At 61.9% G+C, this 18,954-nt stretch carries 17 protein-coding genes; 7 read left to right on the top strand and 10 right to left on the bottom strand.

Features of this window, described 5'->3' with window-relative positions; genetic code table 11:
* Window positions 1–56: 56 nt before the first annotated feature.
* Both LFT43_RS03450 and LFT43_RS03445 read right to left on the bottom strand, forming a co-directional pair.
* A complete protein-coding gene (locus LFT43_RS03450) occupies window positions 57–728 on the bottom strand; it encodes a response regulator (protein WP_395801158.1) in 672 nt (223 codons plus the stop codon).
* Complete coding sequence (locus tag LFT43_RS03445) at window positions 725–2,353, bottom strand: ATP-binding protein (protein WP_395801157.1); 1,629 nt, start codon at window positions 2,351–2,353, stop codon at window positions 725–727. Before LFT43_RS03445 ends, LFT43_RS03450 begins: the two co-directional genes overlap by 4 nt.
* Before the next feature lie 286 nt (window positions 2,354–2,639).
* Here LFT43_RS03445 and LFT43_RS03440 point away from each other — a divergent pair, with 286 nt between their 5' ends.
* The 5 genes from LFT43_RS03440 (at window position 2,640) to LFT43_RS03420 (ending at window position 7,526) form a co-directional block, all read left to right on the top strand.
* Complete coding sequence (locus tag LFT43_RS03440; RefSeq protein ID WP_395801156.1) at window positions 2,640–3,497, top strand: ABC transporter ATP-binding protein; 858 nt, start codon at window positions 2,640–2,642, stop codon at window positions 3,495–3,497.
* The gene (locus LFT43_RS03435) at window positions 3,494–4,378 is read left to right on the top strand and encodes an ABC transporter permease (RefSeq protein ID WP_395801155.1); all 885 of its coding nucleotides are present in this window, start codon (window positions 3,494–3,496) and stop codon (window positions 4,376–4,378) included. The genes LFT43_RS03440 and LFT43_RS03435 overlap by 4 nt, the downstream gene beginning before the upstream one ends.
* Window positions 4,379–4,465: 87 nt before the next feature.
* Entirely contained in the window at window positions 4,466–5,560 is a 1,095-nt protein-coding gene (locus LFT43_RS03430; RefSeq protein WP_395801154.1) for an ABC transporter substrate-binding protein, read from the top strand.
* 201 nt (window positions 5,561–5,761) lie between these two features.
* Entirely contained in the window at window positions 5,762–6,760 is a 999-nt protein-coding gene (locus LFT43_RS03425) for an aldo/keto reductase (RefSeq protein WP_395801153.1), read from the top strand.
* 151 nt (window positions 6,761–6,911) lie between these two features.
* The gene (locus tag LFT43_RS03420; protein WP_395801152.1) at window positions 6,912–7,526 is read left to right on the top strand and encodes a PepSY domain-containing protein; all 615 of its coding nucleotides are present in this window, start codon (window positions 6,912–6,914) and stop codon (window positions 7,524–7,526) included.
* 93 nt (window positions 7,527–7,619) lie between these two features.
* On the opposite strand, the gene LFT43_RS03415 is transcribed toward LFT43_RS03420, so the two are convergent.
* From LFT43_RS03415 to LFT43_RS03395, 5 genes are all read right to left on the bottom strand, one after another.
* Window positions 7,620–9,248, bottom strand: coding sequence for a glycoside hydrolase family 66 protein (locus LFT43_RS03415; protein ID WP_395801151.1), 1,629 nt, complete (start codon window positions 9,246–9,248; stop codon window positions 7,620–7,622).
* Between the two features lie 33 nt (window positions 9,249–9,281).
* Complete coding sequence (locus LFT43_RS03410; protein ID WP_395801150.1) at window positions 9,282–10,178, bottom strand: carbohydrate ABC transporter permease; 897 nt, start codon at window positions 10,176–10,178, stop codon at window positions 9,282–9,284.
* Window positions 10,175–11,041 carry a carbohydrate ABC transporter permease gene (locus LFT43_RS03405; protein ID WP_395801149.1) on the bottom strand — a complete coding sequence of 289 codons (867 nt, stop codon included), beginning with the start codon at window positions 11,039–11,041 and terminating at the stop codon, window positions 10,175–10,177. Before LFT43_RS03405 ends, LFT43_RS03410 begins: the two co-directional genes overlap by 4 nt.
* Window positions 11,042–11,152: 111 nt before the next feature.
* The gene (locus LFT43_RS03400; protein WP_395801148.1) at window positions 11,153–12,442 is read right to left on the bottom strand and encodes an extracellular solute-binding protein; all 1,290 of its coding nucleotides are present in this window, start codon (window positions 12,440–12,442) and stop codon (window positions 11,153–11,155) included.
* A gap of 81 nt (window positions 12,443–12,523) precedes the next feature.
* Complete coding sequence (locus tag LFT43_RS03395; RefSeq protein ID WP_395801147.1) at window positions 12,524–14,257, bottom strand: alpha-glucosidase; 1,734 nt, start codon at window positions 14,255–14,257, stop codon at window positions 12,524–12,526.
* Window positions 14,258–14,453: 196 nt separating this feature from the next.
* Here LFT43_RS03395 and LFT43_RS03390 point away from each other — a divergent pair, with 196 nt between their 5' ends.
* Window positions 14,454–15,605 (top strand): ROK family protein, encoded by a 1,152-nt coding sequence (locus LFT43_RS03390; RefSeq protein WP_395801146.1) that lies wholly within the window; start codon window positions 14,454–14,456, stop codon window positions 15,603–15,605.
* Between the two features lies 1 nt (window position 15,606).
* Here the strand turns inward: LFT43_RS03390 and LFT43_RS03385 are convergent, their stop codons facing one another.
* From LFT43_RS03385 to LFT43_RS03375, 3 genes are read right to left on the bottom strand one after another with little or no spacing between them, the layout of a single operon-like run.
* Window positions 15,607–15,894 (bottom strand): YciI family protein, encoded by a 288-nt coding sequence (locus LFT43_RS03385; protein ID WP_395801145.1) that lies wholly within the window; start codon window positions 15,892–15,894, stop codon window positions 15,607–15,609.
* An 8-nt stretch (window positions 15,895–15,902) separates the two neighbouring features.
* Entirely contained in the window at window positions 15,903–16,382 is a 480-nt protein-coding gene (locus LFT43_RS03380) for an SRPBCC domain-containing protein (protein ID WP_395801144.1), read from the bottom strand.
* Complete coding sequence (locus LFT43_RS03375; RefSeq protein WP_395801143.1) at window positions 16,382–18,052, bottom strand: putative bifunctional diguanylate cyclase/phosphodiesterase; 1,671 nt, start codon at window positions 18,050–18,052, stop codon at window positions 16,382–16,384. The genes LFT43_RS03380 and LFT43_RS03375 overlap by 1 nt, the downstream gene beginning before the upstream one ends.
* Window positions 18,053–18,263: 211 nt before the next feature.
* Between LFT43_RS03375 and LFT43_RS03370 the strand changes: the two genes are divergently transcribed.
* On the top strand, window positions 18,264–18,887 hold the full coding sequence (locus LFT43_RS03370; RefSeq protein ID WP_395801142.1) for a PadR family transcriptional regulator: 624 nt from the start codon (window positions 18,264–18,266) through the stop codon (window positions 18,885–18,887).
* Window positions 18,888–18,954: the final 67 nt, after the last annotated feature.

Here is an 18,954-nt window from a genome sequence, read left to right as displayed (position 1 = left end):
GGAGGCCGACTCCGCGAAGCCTACTCCGCGCCAGCAGCATATCCCGCCGCCAGGCCTCAAGCCTTCCTGGGCAGGTACGTATTCACCGGCCGCCCGGTGGCGCCGTAGGCCAAATGCAGGTCAATGAGCCCCTTCCGTTCGAGTTCACTGAGGTAACGCTGGGCCGTGGGGCGGCTGATGCCGACGCTGCTCGCGATCTCCGAGGCACCCAAGGGCTCGGTGGAGTGGACCACCATGTCAAGGACCTTTTGCATGGTGGGTGGCAGGCGCCGGGGACCGTGGGCCGGGGCGGCCGTCCGGCGCAGGCTGAACAGCTGGTCCACCGTCGCCTGATCGGCCACTGTCCGGGACTCTGCCTCCTTCCGCCAGCGCCGATAGGCCTCCAACTGGGTTTGAAGTTGCTCAAAGCCAAACGGCTTGACGAGGTAGTAGACCGCTCCCCCGCGCATTGCGGCCCGCACTGTCTCAAGGTCCCGGGCGGCAGTGATCATGACGGCGTCGAGCTTTTCACCGGCTCCCTGCAGTGACCGCAACAGGCTGATGCCGTCTTCGTCGGGGAGGTAGACGTCGAGGAGAAGCAGGTCGGGTTTGAGCCGCTGCACGGCCTCCCTGGCTTCCGCCGCAGTGTGCGCCTCGCCCACGCACTCGTACCCCTCGATTTTGGCCACGCGGCTGGCGTGGATGCGCGCTACACGGAAGTCGTCGTCGACTACCAAGGTACGGATCATTCGATCGATTTTCCTGTCATTGCTGGGCTTTCGGTTGCCACGTGCGGTTCCGGCAACCAGATTTCAAAGCGTCCCCCGGGGCCCGGGAAAACATCCATAGTGCCTCCTGCACGGTGAACGATCCTGCTCACCAGCGCAAGGCCTATCCCGCGCCTCATTCCGGGCCGCGGTTCCTTGGTTGTGAAGCCATCGGCGGCAATCTTGCCCACCAGTTCCGCGGGGACACCAGGCCCATTGTCGGTCACGCAGATGAAGATACCCGAGGAATCGTCCAGCTGGATGGTCACCTCGCGGGGCGCAGGCTGGTCCGAAAGGATCTCGACGGCGTTGTCCAGGAGGTTCCCGACGATCGTCAGCAGCGCTTGGGTTTCCAGGAACGGTTGGCGGAGCTGCGAGTCGTCAGTCACCGCTATTTCGACATCCTGCTCAGCAGCCACGGTGATCTTGGCAAGCAACAGTGCGGCGAGCTCCGGTGGCTCGATCCGCGAGCGCAAGCCCTCGCCAAGCGATCTCGAAGTGTCCGAAATCCGCGATACGAAGTTCCGCGCCTGGTCAACGTCTCCGAGTTCCAAAAGTCCGTCCACCACGTGGAGACGGTTGGCATACTCATGCTCTTGTGCGCGCAAGGCCTCCATCAAGCCTTCGACGGAGCGCAGATCGCGTACCAGTCCCTCAACCTCCGTACGATCGCGCAGCGTGACCACCGAACCTATGCTTCTGCCGGCCAAGGCGACGGACATCCGGTTCACCACCAGCAAAGCGTCCTCGGTGATCACGATCTGATCGGTCCCACTGATCTGGCCGGTCAGCAGGGAACGGAGCCTTCCGGGCGGCAGCAGATCCTCGATCTTCTCCCCCAGTACGTTGGCTTCCAAATTCAGCAGCGAGCGCGCCTCCGAGTTGATAACGGTGACCCGCCCGTCGTCGTCGAACCCGATCATCGCTTCCCGGATGCCGTGCAGCAGCGCTTCGCGCTCTTGCAAGAGAGACGCGATCTCCACCGGTTCGAGATCGAAAGTGACCCGCTTGATCCTCCGCGCCAGCAGCGCCGAACCCGTGGCGCTGATCAAGAGCACCACGGCCGAATAGCCGGCGATCAGCCACACCTGCTGGGCAAGTTCGGTGCTTTCCGTCGTCTCCAGAATCCCCACCGAGACCTGCCCGACGACGGTCCCGTCCGCCGCGCGCACCGGCGCCTTGGCGTTGACTGAGTCGCCCAGGCTGCCCTTGTCGATGCCGACATGGGTCTGCCCATCGAGAACGGCGACTGGCTCTTCAAGCGTCCGGCCAATGAGGTCCGGGTTCGGGTGGGAGTACCGCTTCCCGGCACGGTCGCTCACGACGACGTATGCCGGCTGCGCCTCTGCCTGCACCTTAGCGGCGATCGCCTGGATGGATTGGTTTGGGTCTCCATTGCCGAGCGACGTCACGATTTCGGGCATTTGTGCCACTGTCGTGGCAATCCCCAGCGCCCTGAGCCTGTACTGATCTTCGAGGGTCTGGTTGCTGATCTGGGTGTAGAGAAGCGCACCCAGGGTGACCGTGACGAAGAGGATACAGAGCAGCCACACCAGGATCTGGGACGCCAGGGGACGTGCCTTCCAGCGCGCAAGCAGAGCCTTCACGGCCCACGCAACTCTGTGTGCACTGCCATCCTCTTCCTCATTTCCTACTAGCAGCTTATGTGACAAAGCTCACGGCCACTATGCAGCAGGCGGTGCTCTTCCCGCGATTCACGGCCGTGCATAAAAGCTCAAAACCTGCACTTTTGCTGTTAAGCCCCACAACTTACTGAAGCCTTCTGGCACGGACTTTCACTTTCTAAGCTCTACATAGTTTCTGTGATCCAGACCACGCACACATGGCCAGGACCACGCACACATTAACCAAAAGACAGAGAGGTCTTTGCAGATGGAAGCCAACAATCGCCACCGCCCGCCCGGTGCTCCAGGGAGAGCCGAGGACAGTGCGGGTATCGACATCGTCGGGTTGACCAAGCGTTATCTCACGCCCAAAGGCGAGACATTCACTGCCATCCGTGATGTGACCCTCAGGGTGGAACCGGGCCAGTTCTGCTCCATTGTCGGACCGACCGGCTGTGGCAAGTCCACAACGCTCGCCCAGGTCTCGGGCCTGGAAAAACCGAGCGAAGGCTCCGTCAAGGTGGGCGGCATGACCGTGGAGGGCATCACGAACGGCGTGAGCTACATGTTCCAGGCGGACGCACTGTTCCCCTGGAAGAGCGTGCTCGGCAACGTGATGATGGGCCCGACGCTCCTCGGCACGCCCAAGCGCGAAGCCACGGCACTATCCATGGACTGGCTGCGTCGGGTCGGCTTGGCCGGCTTCGAGGATCGCTACCCGCACCAGTTGTCCGGCGGTATGCGCAAGCGCGTAGCAATGGCTGCGTCCCTCATCAACAATCCTCGGATTCTCTTGATGGACGAGCCGTTCGGCGCGCTCGATGTGCAGACCAAGGCCATCATGCAGAACGAGCTGCTGAAGCTCTGGGAGGAGCTGCGCCCTTCAGTCCTGTTCATCACTCATGACCTCGACGAGGCGGTGGCGCTCTCCGATCGGGTCGTCATCATGACGAGCAGCCCAGGCTCGGTCAAGGATGTCTTCGACATCGATCTGCCAAGGCCACGCGGAAATGTCCAGGAGATCCGGCACGAGGAGCGCTTCCTGGAGCTCCAGGGGCAGATTTGGGAGTCCTTGAAGGACGAGGTTACCCGCGCTTACGCGCGCACAGCAGGAGCAGCAGCATGACAACCCTCACCCATAATGAAACGCGCAAGAGCGAGAAGCCAGTGGAAACCGAGACAGCAGCCAAGAACGCCGGCCGGAGCAAAGCCCGGCGCCACACGACAGCAATCTGGATAGGTCGCCTGGCGCTCGCCGTCGTCGTGATTGGCGGCTGGCAGTGGTTCACCGAGGAAGGCTGGGTCGACAAGTTCTTCTTCGGCCAGCCCTCGCAGATCTGGGAAAGCCTCGTCAAGCTCTTCACAGAGGGAACCGCATTCGGCACCATTTGGGAGAACCTCGGGGTCACGGCCCAGGAGGCGCTGCTCGGTTTCGTGCTCGGGACGCTCGTCGGTGTTGTGCTCGGCATTCTCCTAGGCTCAAACAAGTACCTCTCGGCGGTCGTCGGGCCGTACATCCGGATCGTGAATTCGATTCCCCGTATTGTGCTCGGCTCGATCTTCATCGTGGCGTTCGGCCTCGGGGTCTTCCCGAAGATCCTGCTCGCGGCCGTGCTCGTGTTCTTCGTGGTCTTCTTCAATGCGTTCCAGGGCGTCCGCGAAGTGGACCAGAACCTCGTGGCAAACGTGCGGGTGCTGGGCGCCTCCCCGTTCCAGGTGGCGATGCACGTGACGATCCCGTCCGCCATGACGTGGATCATCGCGAGCCTCCACACTGCATTCGGCTTCGCGATCATCGGCGCCCTCGTCGCGGAGGTGCTCGGCGCCCAGAAGGGTATCGGCCTCATCATCAGCCAAGCCCAGGGCACCTTCGATCCGGACACAGTCTTCGCCTGCATGGTGATCATTGCCGTCATCACGCTTGGTGCCGAATTCCTCATCGGGCTGCTTGAGCACCGGCTCCTCAAGTGGCGTCCACCGAACCGCTCCGAGGCCCAGTCGATCTAAGGCCGAAAACAAGCTTTCCCACCCAGCAATTCTGTTCCACCAAAACACCCACATCCCTTTGGGGATCAACATAGGATGCGTAAAACAATGACGAAACGCACTATCTTTGCCGTCGCCGCCGCCGGAGCCGTTGCACTCAGCCTCGCGGCATGTGGCGGCAGTGCCCCCGCCTCTAGCAGCGGAGGCACTGCGAGCTCCGGCCCGATGCCTACCGTGAAGATGATGATCGGCGGCATCGACAAGCAGATCTACCTCCCGTACAAGCTCGCGGAACAGCTCGGCCTGTACAAGAAGTACGGCGTCAATATGGAGCTCTCGACCGAGACCGACGGCGGTGTTGGCGCCGAAGACGCCATGGCGTCAGGCCAGGTCGACATGTCTGGCGCTTGGTACATCCACACCTTCGACTTCCAGTCCAAGGGCAAGAACATCATCAACCTCGTGCAGCTCTCGGGGGCCCCCGGCGAGCGCATCATGTGCAGCCCCAACGCCAACGTCCACTCCGGCGCCGACATCAAGGGCAAGAAGATGGGCGTCACCGACCTCGGATCCGGCACCGACACGCTGACTCAGTTCATCGCCGCGCAGGCCGGCGTCTCGCACAAGGACTACACCACCGTCAAGGCTGGAGCCGGCGCCACCGCCATTGCCGCGGTCAAGACCGGTGCGGCTGACTGTGTCATGACGACCCAGCCGACCGTCGCCGCGATGGAGGGCCAGGGCATCGCTCAGTCGGCGATCGACCTCGCCACGACCGACGGCGCGAACAAGGCCGTGGGCGGCACCTGGCCGGCTGCGGGCGTCATCGCCAACGCCGACTGGGTCAAGACCCACGAGGACGCCGTTCAGCGGGTCGTCAACGCGCTCGTGGAGACGATGCACTGGATCGCGACGCATTCGGCCCAGGACATCGCCGACAAGCTGCCCCAGGACTACGTCCAGAACAAGAACGTCAAGAAAGAGGACTACGTCAAGGCCCTCGAGCAGGACAAGGGCCAGTTCCTCCCGGACGGCATCATGCCCGCGGGCGGCCCCAAGACCATCGCTTCGATGGAGAAGCTGCTCGGCATGGACACCTCGAAGATCCCGGTGGGCGGCACCTTCACGAATAAGTACGCGATCGAGGCGAACAAGGTTGGCGGCTTCACGACCACCTCGACGCCTGCTGGCGACAACGGCTGATGTGATCCCCACATAGAAGGTACGGGCGTCACAATGCCACCGAGCAAATGACGCCTCAGGATCGGCCTGCGTGGTACTCCACGCAGGCCGATCGTGCGTTGCCTCCTGAGAGGTACTGACAGGGACTCCCTGCAGTACTGACGTTTCCTTAGTGTTGACGGCAAGGCTCGCCCCCGTTTCCACAACACTGGAGGACAAACCATGGAAAAGCGCACACTGGGCACCAACGGCTTGGAGGTCTCCGGCGTCGGGCTGGGCTGCATGAGCATGACTGGTGGATACAGCGACAAGCCGGATCGGAAGGAAATGATCTCGCTGATCCGCGCCGCTGTGGACCGGGGCGTGACCTTCTTCGACACTGCCGAAATCTATGGTCCGTACGCCAACGAGGAACTGGTTGGCGAAGCCCTCGCCCCTCATAAGGGGCAGGTGGTGATCGCGACGAAGTTCGGGTGGGACATCGATCCCGCCGAACGCAAGCCAAGCGGTCGCGTGAGCAGCCGCCCCGAGGTCATCAAGGATGTGGTGGACGGCTCGCTGCGCCGGCTCGGCGTCGACGCCATCGACCTCTACTATCAGCACCGCGTGGATCCCGACGTTCCCATCGAGGACGTTGCGGGTGCGGTCAAGGAACTGATCGAAGCCGGCAAGGTGAAGCACTTCGGCATGTCCGAAGCTTCAGCGGCGACCATTCGCCGGGCTCATGCAGTGCAGCCCCTGAGCGCTGTCCAAAGCGAGTACTCGCTCTGGTGGCGCCGTCCCGAGGAGGAAGTGCTGGCCGCGTGTGAAGAACTGGGCATTGGTTTTGTGCCCTACAGCCCGCTCGGCAAAGGCTTCCTGACAGGAACCATTACCGCGGCCACCAGTTTCGACGCCGGCAACGACATCCGCAGCACCATCCCCCGGTTCGCGCCGGAAGCGCTCGAGCACAATGCCGCCGTCGTCGAACTGCTGGCAAGCATCGCGCAACGCAAGGGTGCCACGCCCGGTCAGATTGCCTTGGCCTGGCTCCTTGCGCAAAGGCCCTGGATCGTCCCGATCCCCGGCACGCGCAGACTGCACCGTTTGGAGGAGAACATCGGCGCCGCCAACATCGAATTGTGTGAGGAGGAACTGGGCGAGATTCAGGACGCTGCGTCCAAGATCCAGGTACAGGGTGGGCGATACAACGACGCCGCAGAACGGATGACCAACCTCTAGCCGGCCACTTGGCGCCCCGATCCGCGTGCTGTGAATCGGGAGCAATTGTCACAGTCCAGGCACAGGGTAGGTACAGAGGCACGAAAGTATGGGGTTCCAGGATAGGGATAGCTTCGAAACCGTCGGAGTTGAACTTCTAAGGAGCACCAACGTGAACAAAGTCCGGAAAATCGCTGCGGGCGTTGCATTGATGGGCGCCGTCGCAGGCGGCGGCGCTCTCACCGCTATGGCCCTGCCGGCCAACGCCGCAACCACTGACACCTCCACCGCCAGCCCGTCCGCGCCTGCCTCGAAAGGGGCCGCGCACGGGAACGAAACAGCCCTGACGGGTGACACGGCTACCAAGGTCAAGGACGCCGTCCTCGCCGCCAACTCCGGCGCCACGGTCGAGAACATGACCACCGAAGACGACGGCAGCGCCGCCTACGAAGCACACATCACCAAGTCGGATGGCACCCACGCCACCGTCAAACTCGATGCGAACTTCAAGGTCACCGCAACCGAAACCGGCGGCCCGGGAGGCGGTAAGGGCGGCCACGGTAACCACGGAAACGAGACCGACCTCACCGGCGACACCGCCACCAAGGTCAAGGACGCCGTCCTCGCCGCCAACTCCGGTGCCACGGTCGAGAACATGACCACCGAAGACGACGGCAGCGCCGCCTACGAAGCACACATCACCAAGACGGACGGCACCCACGCCACCGTCAAACTCGATGCGAACTTCAAGGTCACCGCAACCGAAACCGGCGGCCCGGGTCACTAACTTCCAACCCGACTACCCGCGTGGGCGGATGCAGCACCCAGCTGTATCCGCCCACGGCTGTTTTTACGACTGACCTCCGCGGCAAGGGTGGGACTAAGCCGCCGGCATTCGTTGAGCCGTAGCGGGTTCCTCCGTCACGTAAACGAGCTGCCACAGGTGGGGCGGCGGAAGAATCGCCGTCGCGTAGTCCCCGTCGAGCTCAACGGGAACATCGACGAGCCTCGCCTGCCCATCCGGATCTGCGTACCGAATGCGCGGTACCGTACCCCGGGTCCTCCGGATGCGCAGGCGCCCCCCGCCCGGTGAATGCGGCACTGCGCGCGGCTCATCCCACTCTGTGTCTGTTTGGCCCAGCAAGTTGATCATGTGGATGGCGAATCCACCGGGCACGCTGGTGACGCGACGCCAGACGGCCCCTGGCTCAGGACGGTCTGTTACCGCCGCGGCTTGGTAGGAAATGTCCAGATCGTCGTTGTACGTCCCCGCGTAGGATCCTGTGACATCGCAGATCGCGGGATCCATGGTCAGTTCGTCGTGTTCCACGAGGAAGTCGTACCAACGGGCCAGGAACGCCGCTGTTTCCTGGTTGATGGAGTGGTTGCGGACATAGTAGGGATCAACCAACACCCGGTCCCCTTCACCGGCCAACAGCTGCGTTGCCCCGTGGGAAAACAGAGTGGCCATGGTCAGCGCAGCTGCCCTGTCGGCAGCTTGCTGGTCGGCAGTGTCGTACACGTGCTGGTACGCAGCGATCACCACCGGCTGGTCTCGGCGCGCCGCCTTTGCCCGGCTGACGACGTCGGCCAGGGAACCCAAAGTGGTGTGCGGCGGCCAGACTTCTATGTAGACGGCGTCCTGGGGAGTCGGAGCCGTGCGCCACGTGGGAAAGTCATTGACATTGTTGAAGACCAAGTGGCTGGTGGGTAGCGCGTTCCGGACGCCCTCGATCAGCTGCACGAATGAATCTGCGACGTCTACCAGGGCACCGTCCGGAGTGGCTGCGCGTTTCGGATATCCGTATTGGTCCAGGTGGAAGCCGTCGAATCCGAGGGATGATGTGGCATCGGCCAGTTCCTTGGTGAAATGGGCGAGCCATGGTTGGGCTGCCGGGTCAAGGAGGAAGAGAAAGTCCCCCAGCGCGTAGGGTTCGCCGCTTGGGGTGAGCATGGCGTGTTGCTGCCAGTTGTGCCATTCGCCGGGACCGGCCGCGTACACGGCGGCATAGCCGAGTGCCCGGGATCCCGCCGTCTGGATAGTCCTCACAAGTTCCTTGACCGTGGCCAGGGAAACGGGCTGGCCGAGGGCGTCCGAGTAGTCCGAGCCGCCACCCATCAGGTCCGCGTGCCGGTAGGCCCAGTCGTAGAACTGGACGCCGTTCAGGTGCAGCCTGCGGACGAGTTCGGCAACGGGCTGCACGTCTTTGTCCGGCCTATAGCTGGCCACAAAACCGTATCTCAAGCGTGCCCTCGGGTCCGCGGCGACCTCGACGGCGGTCCGGGCCGTCGCGCCGTCGGCCTCGAGTTCGACGCCATAGCCACCTGGGCGGAGAAGGCCCAGGCTGAGAATTCCGGAACCGCATCCTTCGTGCGTCTGGACCCGCTCGCCGAGGTGCCAAACCGTCAGGGCGGCGGTGCCGCGGTCGGGAATCCAAAGTTCGACGGCGGCCGGTTCCGTGGGCGGGTAGCTCGCCTTAGTAGGGAGAATGTCGAGGGGCTGAGCCATGTGGGTGTCCTTGGGTGTTATGACGCTTCGCGCCTATTTGACAGCGCCGGTGGTGATTCCGGCGATGAGGTGCTTTTGTCCTGCTACGTAGACGGCTATCACCGGGATGACAGCGAGGGTGGAGGCCGCGAACACGAGGCCCCACGCGGTCGAGTGTTCGCCCTGGAAAGCCGCGATGCCGAGGGGAAGCGTGCGCTTGGTGGCGTCGCTGATGACAGTCAGCGCCCATACGTATTCATCCCACGCTCCGAGGAAGGAAAAGACGGCGGCGGTGGCCAGGGCCGGACGGGCAAGGGGGATGTACAGGACCAGGAATTTGCGGAGGATGCCCGCGCCATCGACCGTCATGGCTTCGTCCAATTCCCTGGGGACTCGTTCAAAAAAGGCCCGCAAAAGAAATGTAGTGAACGCAATCTGTCCGGCTGTGTAGAAAAACACCAGGCCTTCCAGGGAGTCGAGCATATTCAGGCTTTTCGCCAAGACGAACTGCGGAACGATCACCACAATGCCCGGGATCATCAGGCCGGCAAGCAGCAGGGAGAACATGAGGTTTTTGAGTGGGAAGTCGAAGCGCGCGAAAGCAAAGGCCGTCATTGACGAAATGACCACCGCCGCCACAGTGGTAAGCACTGAAACGTAGGCTGAGTTCCCAAAGAATCCAGCGAAATTGTTCTCCGTCCAAGCTTCCTCGTAGTTTGCCGGGGTGAGGGTCTGCGGCAGGAAATGCGGAGGATTCGGAAGCGTGGCCGTGTTGGGCTCCAGTGAGGTGGACACCATGATCATGAAAGGCGCCACCATCATCACGGCCCCGCACACGACGATCGCCACGCGGACTAGAAGCCAGATGTTGAACGGCCGCTTTGAGCGTTCGTCCCTGGACGGACTGTCCGCCTCACGCGAGCTTTTCGGCTTGAGGGAAATCGCCGTCATCGCAGTGCCTCCTTCTTCTCACCAAAGAATTTGAACTGGGCGAACGACACAACAAAGATGAAGATCGCGAGGATGAAAGACATGGCCGAGCCATAGCCGAAGTCCAGGAAAGAGAACGCCTGCTTGTACATATAGGTCAGGGGAACCTCCGTGCTTCCCGCCGGACCGCCGTTGGTCATGAGAAGGACCGAGGGGAAAACATTGAATGCCCCGATCACTTGCAGGACGAGCACAAACAGCAATGTTCCTCGAATTCCGGGCAGGGTCACGTGGACGAACTTATGCCAGGCATTGGCACCGTCCAGTGCAGCTGCCTCATACAACTCCTCCCCCACACCGCCCAGCGACGCAAGGAACACCACCAGGCACCATCCGACGTTCTTCCAGATCCCCAGGAGGGAAATGGCAATCAGTCCTGTCCAGCGTTGTTCAAGCCACGGCACGGCATGATCGGAAAGGGACAGAAAGTCCGTAATGAACCAGTTGACCGCACCGTTGTCCGTGGTGAAAAGGAACTTGAACAAAAGGGAGACCACCACCCAGCTGGTGACCACCGGGATGTAGAACAGGACCCGGAAGAGGGTACGGCCCGGCATCTTCTTCTGGAGGAGGACCGCGAAGAACAGGCCCAGAGCAACGGTGGCTGGAATTGACATCAACAGGTACACGCCGGCGTTGACTACGCTCGTCCAGAACTGGGGATCGGCCAAAGCCCGAACGTAGTTGTCCAGTCCGATGAAGGTACTTGCCTGGGTGGGCAGCACGGACCACTTGTAGAACGAGATCTGCAAGGAACGCACCAGCGGATACCCAGTGGTCAGCAAGAACAGGATCAACCCGGGAGCCGCGAACGCCCACGGCACCCACCAATGGGAAGGCCTGCGGCTCGCCCCTCCACGGCCCGGTTTGCGAGGCCGGGCCGCGGAAGGCGTCGAAACTGTTTGTTTCCGGAGAACACCTTGTGACGTCATGTATCAGCCTTGCGCCAAGAGCGGATCGATCTGTGCCACGGCGGCGTCCATTGCCTCCTGGGCGGACAGTTTGCCCTGGAGTGCAAGCTGGGCCTGCTTGGTGAAGATGTCATCCACCTTTGCCCACTGCGGCGTGGCAGGCCGCGGCTTGGCGGTCTTGAGCTGCTCAAGGAAGGCGGCATAGTAGGGCTGGATGGATGCCATCGATTCGGCCATATCCTTCTCCGCGGACAGCTGGCCCACCTGGCCCATCGCCTTTTGGGCGTCCGGAGACAGCATGTAGCGGATGAACTCGGCAGCAAGCTCCTTGTTCTTGGATTGCTGCGTCATGACGATGTCTTCGCCGCCCACCACGCTGACGCTGCCGCCGTCGCCGCTGAACATCGGTGACGTCTTTGGCTGGAATTTCGGGTAGGACGTGGCCATGTTGGGGAAGGTCCAAGGACCGTCCACAATGGTCGGGTACATGCCCTTCGGCAAGCCGTCGCCCGTTGGCGTTCCGCCGCTGCCCCCGAGAATCACTCCAGGAATGGCCTTCTTGTTGTACAGATCGACGATCAGCTGCAGGGCAGCGACGGATTTTGGCCCGTTCAGGTAGCCTGCGGACTTCTTCACGTCGGGATCAGTCATGTCGCCGCCGTTGGACCAGATGTAGGGAAGCATCTGCCATGCTCCAGAGCCGCCTTCGGCAAGAATGTATTTGCCGCCCACCTTGTCCGCAGCTGCCTTGAGTTCGTCCAGCGTTTTCGGAACGGAGGCGACGCCGTTGGCCTTGAGCGCGTCATCGTTGTAGATGACCACCTTGGTGTTGGTGTCCAAGGGAAGGCCCCAGAGCTTGCCGTTGTACTTGTTCGTGGCGAGCGGACCAGAGAACATCTTGTCGGCCCAGGACTGGAAGTCCGGCATGGCCTCGCTCAGCGGAGTGAGCACGCCGATCTTGGCCAGCTCGGGGACGGTGACGATGTCCGCGCGGATGACATCCGGCAAGCTGGTACCGGCAGCCGCCGTGACGAGTTTCTGGTGCATGTCCTTGTCGGGGATCTGCACGGCCTTGACTTTGACGCCGGGGTGGAGCTTCTCGAAGTTCGGGATGATGGTCTTCTCCAAGGCCTTGATCTCACCCCCGCCCGCGCTGTAAGCGTGCCAGAAGGTGATTTCCCCGGACACAGCGGCCCCTGTTGCCAGGGCGGACACCGCGGCGGGCTGGGCACTACCGCCGCCGGTGTCACAGGCCGTGAGGCCGGCGGCCGCCAAAAGGGCTATGGAGGAGAGCGTGAAGAGTTTTTTCATCATGGCTGGACCTTTCGCATGTCGGGCAGCGAGTGCCCGCAGGGTTTGTGATGACGGTTTTGGGGAGAGGTTGGGGGTAGCGAATCACGCGCTGCGGCGAAAGACTTTGAGTTCCCACGGGCGAAGGCGCAGCGACTTCTCCAGGGGATAGTTGGCCAGTACCTGTTCTGCAGTAGCCCAGGAATCATCGTCGATTTCCGCCAAGCGCTCGGTGGATGAGAAATTGCCGATGATCAGCATCTCCATGCCATGCAGCGAACGGTTGAAGGCATATACGTGTTCGTCCTCGGGTAAGAGCATGCTGAAGTCGCCGTGGGAAACCACGGGATCGCGATGGCGCAGGGCGATGACTTCGCGGTAGAAGCTGAAAACAGAGTCAGGATCCTCCACCTGGGCGGCAGCGTTGATGGAACGAGCGTTCGGGTTGACTGCGATCCATGGGGCTCCGGTGGTGAAACCTGCGTTCCGGCTCCCATCCCATTGAACGGGAGTCCGTGCGTTGTCCCGGTTCAGGGGCGCCAGGGCTGCAAGTACTTCGGCATCGGTATGGCCCAGATGCGTAGTGGCCTCGCGATGGTGGTTGAGGACTTCGATATCCCGGTAGTCGCTGATCGCGCCAAAGGACATATTCGTCATGCCCAACTCCTCCCCCTGATACACGTAGGGAGTGCCCCGGTGCAGGTGCAGGATGCCCGCCAGCATCTTGGCCGACACCTCCCGGTATTCGCCGTCGTTCCCAAAGCGGGACACGGCCCGGGCCTGATCGTGGTTTCCCCAGTACAGGCTGTTCCATCCGCGGGCCGCCAGCCCTTCCTGCCAGCGGGCCAAGGATTTCTTCAGTTCGGTGAGCAGCAACTTCTTTGGCCGCCATTTATTGCCGTCTTCCTGATCGAGGGCGACGTGCTCGAATTGGAACACCATGTCCACTTCATGCCTTGCGGGATCAGTGAAAATAGCAGCGTCCTCTACCGTGACACCAGGCATCTCCCCGACGGTCAACAACTGCCGGTCCCGCCCCGCGAACACCTTTCGGTGCATTTCCTGCAGGAATTCGTGAATCCTGGGACCGCAGATGAAGTGAGCACCGCCGTCGCCGTAGATCTTGTCGTCGGACTTGGGCCCATCAGGTAGCTGCTGATCCTTCGAAATGAAGTTGATGACATCCATCCGGAAGCCGTCCACGCCCCGGTCCAGCCACCAATTCATCATGCTGTAGATAGCCGCCCGTACTTCGGGGTTTTCCCAGTTGAGGTCAGGTTGCTTCTTCGAGAACAGGTGAAGGTAGTACTGGCCCGTCGTCTGGTCATATTCCCATGCCGGCCCGGAGAAGGCGGAACCCCAATTGTTCGGCTCGGCTCCCGCGGAACCCGGCTCCGCGCCGTCCCTCGGAGAACGCCACCAGTACCAATCCCGCTTCGGGTTCTCCAAGCTGGAGCGCGATTCCAAAAACCATGGGTGTTCATCGGAAGTGTGGTTGACGACCAAATCCATAACGAGCTTCATGTCGCGGGCGTGCAGGCCGGCGATCAGTTCGTCGAGAGTTTCCAAGTCTCCAAAGATCGGGTCGATGTCCTGGTAGTCGCTGATGTCGTAACCATTGTCGTCCTGCGGCGAGCGGTACACAGGAGACAACCACAGAACGTCCACGCCTAGCTTGTTCAGGTAATCGAGCCGGCCGATAATGCCGCGAAGGTCTCCTACGCCGTCGCCGTTGGAGTCGGCGAAGCTGCGAGGATAGATCTGGTACACCACTGCGCTCCTGAACCAGTCCTGGTCCGTGCTCATGGGAGGGTCGGCGTGGGTTTCTTGAATCGTCATTGATGAGTTCCCTTGCTGGGCGACTATGCCGTATGTGAGGTATTGAAAGTTTTGCGGTAGAAGTCTCAACTGTCAATAGTTCGTCGAAATGTGATGTATGCCATCAATCTGATCGCGATTCCCTGGAGATAACTTTTGATACAAAAATCAGAAATCCTGCGATAGTCTTGCACAAGCCCATCGATGAGGAGGCGATATGGACTCACAGCCAACCCCCGCCCACCCCACGTGGCTGGGTGCGCCAAGCTCCGCCCGGGACGTCTTGTATCAACTGCTCGTAGACGGGCCATTATCCAGAAGTGCACTGGCCGAAAAGCTGGGTCTGTCTGCAGGAAGCCTCACGCGGGTCACCAAACCCTTGCTGACCGCGGGCGAAATCATTGAGACGGAATCACGGCATGTCGGCCCCACCGGACGCCCCACTCAACCGCTGGAAATCGTTGCGGGCCGTCACTACTTCGTCGGCGTGAAGCTCACGGGAACGCATGCGTCCACTGCGCTGGTCAACCTGCGCACCGACGTGATCGCCACCGCGGAAGCCCCGATCGGCTCTCTGCAGCCCGAAGCCGTAGCCGATCTCGTGGCGGACCTGGTCCGTAGAGTTGAGCGATCAGCTCCCCAACCAGTTGCCGCAGTTGGAGTGTGCCTCGGCGGCCAGGTCACGGACGGCGGGAACATCAGCTGGGCACCTTTCCTCAAGTGGGAAGACGTTCCCTTCGGCGACCTCCTGAAACAGCGGCTGGGTTTGCCCGTCAGCATCATCAACGACCTCAACGCTTTGACCTTGATGGAACATTGGCTGGGCTCCGGACGTGGCATCGCGAATCTGGTGGTTCTCACCATAGGTGCGGGCGTCGGCTACGGTCTGGTCATCAACCACCAGATGATCACCGATGCCAACTCCGGTTTGGGCACTGCCGGCCATATTCCCCTGGATCCGTTTGGGCCACCTTGCGATTTGGGCCACCGAGGTTGCGCCAATGTCATGTTGAGCCAGCCCAGCCTCGAGTCAAGGGCTTTGGCCTCCATGGGTAGGCCCGTGCCATACGCGGAACTGCTCGAACTCTCGGCCCAAGGAGGGGTCGCCAAAACACTCGTGGACGAAGCCGGATTCGCCTTGGGCCGCCTGCTCACCATCGCTTCAGCCCTGGTCATGCCTGAATTGATCATCCTCAGCGGGGAAGGCATCGGCCTCGCAGCGGCAGCCCGGGAAGCCATTGACGCCGGACGGAGGCACGATCGCGAAGTCCATGCCCGCGAGGTACCCGTTGCTGTCATCGACGTTGACGACACCCACTGGGCCCGTGGCGCAGCGATCGGCGCAATGCAGCAACCCGCGCCCAGCTAGGTCATGCGCCGTCCTGCGGACTGAACATGACGGCGTTCCACTCCCGGATCTCGCCGGGTACTGCCAGCCCTTCCAGGACGAAGGGATCCCCCGCGATGAACTGCTCCGCGCTTTCCCTGCTGGTGAAGATGCCCATCGAACCGTTCACGGCCGGGTTGTTGAATGTCCCGATACCGATCAGGCCGCCCTCAGCGGCGAAGGCCTGCAAATATTCGACGTGCCGGGGGTAAACAGCTTGAAGACCGGGAAGAGCCGAAGGGTCCGAGCTGTAAAAAACCACGAATTGCATTGTTTGCCTTAATTATCGGGTTCAGTGCGGTCGGGTTCAGCGCTTTCGAGTTCGGACAGGGTCTGGAGGAGCCGCGGGAGCACATGGTTTTGCCATCCCGCGCTCATGATGCGGTGCGATGCGACGTGGGTTGGTTCATTGGGATCGAACCCGTCGTGGACAAGGGACAGCCGGGTGCCTGTGCCTTCCGGGGAGATTGACCACGTCACGGTGCTGTTGAGGGTATTGCCGGAGTTCGCGTCCCGCCACGAAATGCGCAGTCGCTTCCCGGCGTCGACCTCAAGGACTTCGCTGGCCACCAGGCCGCTGAATCCGACCGCCGGAACCGGAATTCCGCGCATCTGATACTGATGCCCGACCACCGCTTGGAAGTCGTTTTCCATCAACCAGCGGGCAATCAATCCGGGTTCGGTCAGTGCCTGCCAAACCCTGGCGGGCGGATGCGGCAGGAACTCTTGGACCTCGATGGTTGTAAGTTGTTCGTTCACTAGCTGTCCTCCAAATCGTTCAGCGTCGTCCCAAATTCCGAGGGCGCCATCGGTGGCGAGATCAAATAGCCCTGGGCTGTGTCGCAGCCGAGGTCGTGCAGGATATCCAGTTGCTCCTGGCGTTCCACTCCTTCGGCCGTGACCCGGACTCCCATGGCGTTGAGGGTTTGGATCAGCCCATGGACAATAGTCGCAGTGTGCGGCTCAATGTCGATGTTCCTGATGAACGCTTTGTCGATTTTTAGCGTGGTCAGCGGCAGGACCCGAAGCATCGCCAGCGACGAATAGGCGCTTCCATAGTCGTCCAGGGCAACGCCAACACCCATGTCGATCAGTTCCTGCAACTGCGATGCCGCGGAAGGGACATCCACTATCGCTGTCCCTTCGGTGATCTCAATTTCCAGCATCCGGGCAGGAACGCCGTGGCGGTTCAGAGCGGTTCGAATGTCGGACGGAAGGGTTCCGGCAGCGAATTGGACCGGGGAGACGTTCACTGCGATCTTCCGGGGCGTCCCGGCGTCGATCCAGGAGCGCGATTGGGCGCAAGCTCGGTCCAGGACCCATGCCCCGATCCTATGGATCTCGCCAGTGTGTTCGGCCACGGGGATGAATTCGTCCGGGGCCACCGGACCGATTTCCCGATCGTCCCAGCGCAGGAGCGCTTCGACGCCGGCACCCTCTCCCGTCGCAAGGTCCAGGACAGGTTGGTACTGGAGAGTCAGTGCTGAGTCGTCGACGGCCGAAGACAGCCGACGCCGGATGTGCGCCTGCCGCGCGAACGGCGCCGGTTCCTGGCGGGGGCCGATGCGTCCGATGCGCCGCTTGCCTTCCTGCTTGGCCAGCAGCATCGCCCCGTCCGCGTGCCGGAGCAAAACTTCGGTACTAACGAGGGTGTCTTCTTCGAGGATGTCGACTCCCATTGCCACGCCGATGGTCGCACCGATCCGCAGCTCGCAGCCGTCATGTTCGAACGGCTCGTCTAGGCTCTCGAGGATTCCGGCAGCGATCCCACAAGCGGTGTCTTCATCGACGTCGGTGAGAAGGACAGCGAACTCGTCACCGCCCAAGCGGGCCAAGGAGCCGAGGGGTCCGACACTGCGCGCCAGGCGCCGGGCGAACTCCGTGAGGACGGCGTCCCCGGCACGATGGCCGTAGGTGTCGTTGACCGCTTTGAAATCGTCAAGGTCGATGAACAGGATTCCGACGCCGGGCAACCCTGCGCTCATGTCGGGGCAATGCTCTTCGAGCATCCGTCGGTTGGGCAGCCCCGTCAAGGGGTCGTGCAGTGAAGCGTGGCGGAATTGCGCGGAAACGGCGGCAAAGATATCCGATACAGTAACGAGCCGCGGGCCCCCGGCGCTCAAGACCAATAGGTCCTGATAACGCTGGTACTCAGGCCTTTCCAGAACGGCTTGTGCCGCGGACTGGAGGTCTAGATCGGCAGCCATGGCCGAGTCCGTGGCCGGCAGTAGCTCGGAAGCCGTCCTTCTCGTGTTCAATGCCCGTCCGTAGCCGAACTTGCCAGTCAGCATGAACTCCAGTTGGTCCCTGGTCAGCAGCGCGAACGAGCCGTCCTGCTCGATCACGACGGCCCTGAGGGTGCGGTCGCTCCGGAACATGGCGTCAATTTCCGCGGCCACAACGGCACCGGGCACAACGATGGCCTTCACGCCCAAGTCCCCTAGGCAGGACGGAAGTGGACGCACGAGGGAAGGCACACGGTTACCGCCATCAGAACACACGTTCTTCTTCTTACCATCTGGACATGAATCCCTCGATTTACCCTTGTTTAACGACACTCAGCGATATATCGTTAACTATCGCAGAACAAACTGCGGCCCTCAGGGCAACTCTCACAGAAACTGAAAGGATGATGCCGCTATGAAAGGCATTCACGACAACAAGCACACGGATTGCGGTCCGGACATGGAACGCTTCGGACGCGGCCGGAGCCGTCGCGGACCCCACGGACACGGCGGCTTCGGACCAGGCCGCGGGTTTGGACCAGGCCGCGGTTTCGGGCCGGGCTTCGGACCGGGGTTTGGACCGGGCTTTGGTCCGGGCGGCCCCCGTCGCGCCAACAGGGGCGATGTTCGCTTCGCGATCCTCTCCTTGCTGGCCGAATCACCATCCAACGGATACGGACTCATCAAGACGATTGCCGAGAAAACGTCCGGATCATGGCGCCCCAGCCCGGGCTCGGTCTATCCCACGCTGCAGCAACTCGTTGACGAAGAACTCATCGCACCGGTCGGCGAAGGCCGTCGTACCGAGTTCACACTCACGGATGCGGGGAAGGCATACGTAGCCGAGCATGCCGAGGAGCTGGAAAATGCCTGGAACATCGATTCGGAAGGATCAGGACCCGCGTTTCACCAGAGCGTGGCAAAGCTCATGGGGGTCATCCACCAGTTCCGCTTTGCCGCAACTGACGAACAGCGCACCGCCGCAATGGAAAAGATCGACGAAGCACGGCGAGCGCTGTACCACATCCTCGCCGACTAGGACCGCTGCTGCCGAGATGGCAGGTCACGGCAGTGTCTGGACTGCGGACTGCCGTCAAATGCCATCT

The sequence above is a fragment of the Arthrobacter sp. FW306-04-A genome (assembly GCF_044358315.1).
Lineage (GTDB): Bacteria > Actinomycetota > Actinomycetes > Actinomycetales > Micrococcaceae > Arthrobacter.
The sequence above is the reverse complement of the archived record's forward strand: the minus strand, read 5'-3'. Positions and strand labels throughout refer to the sequence as shown.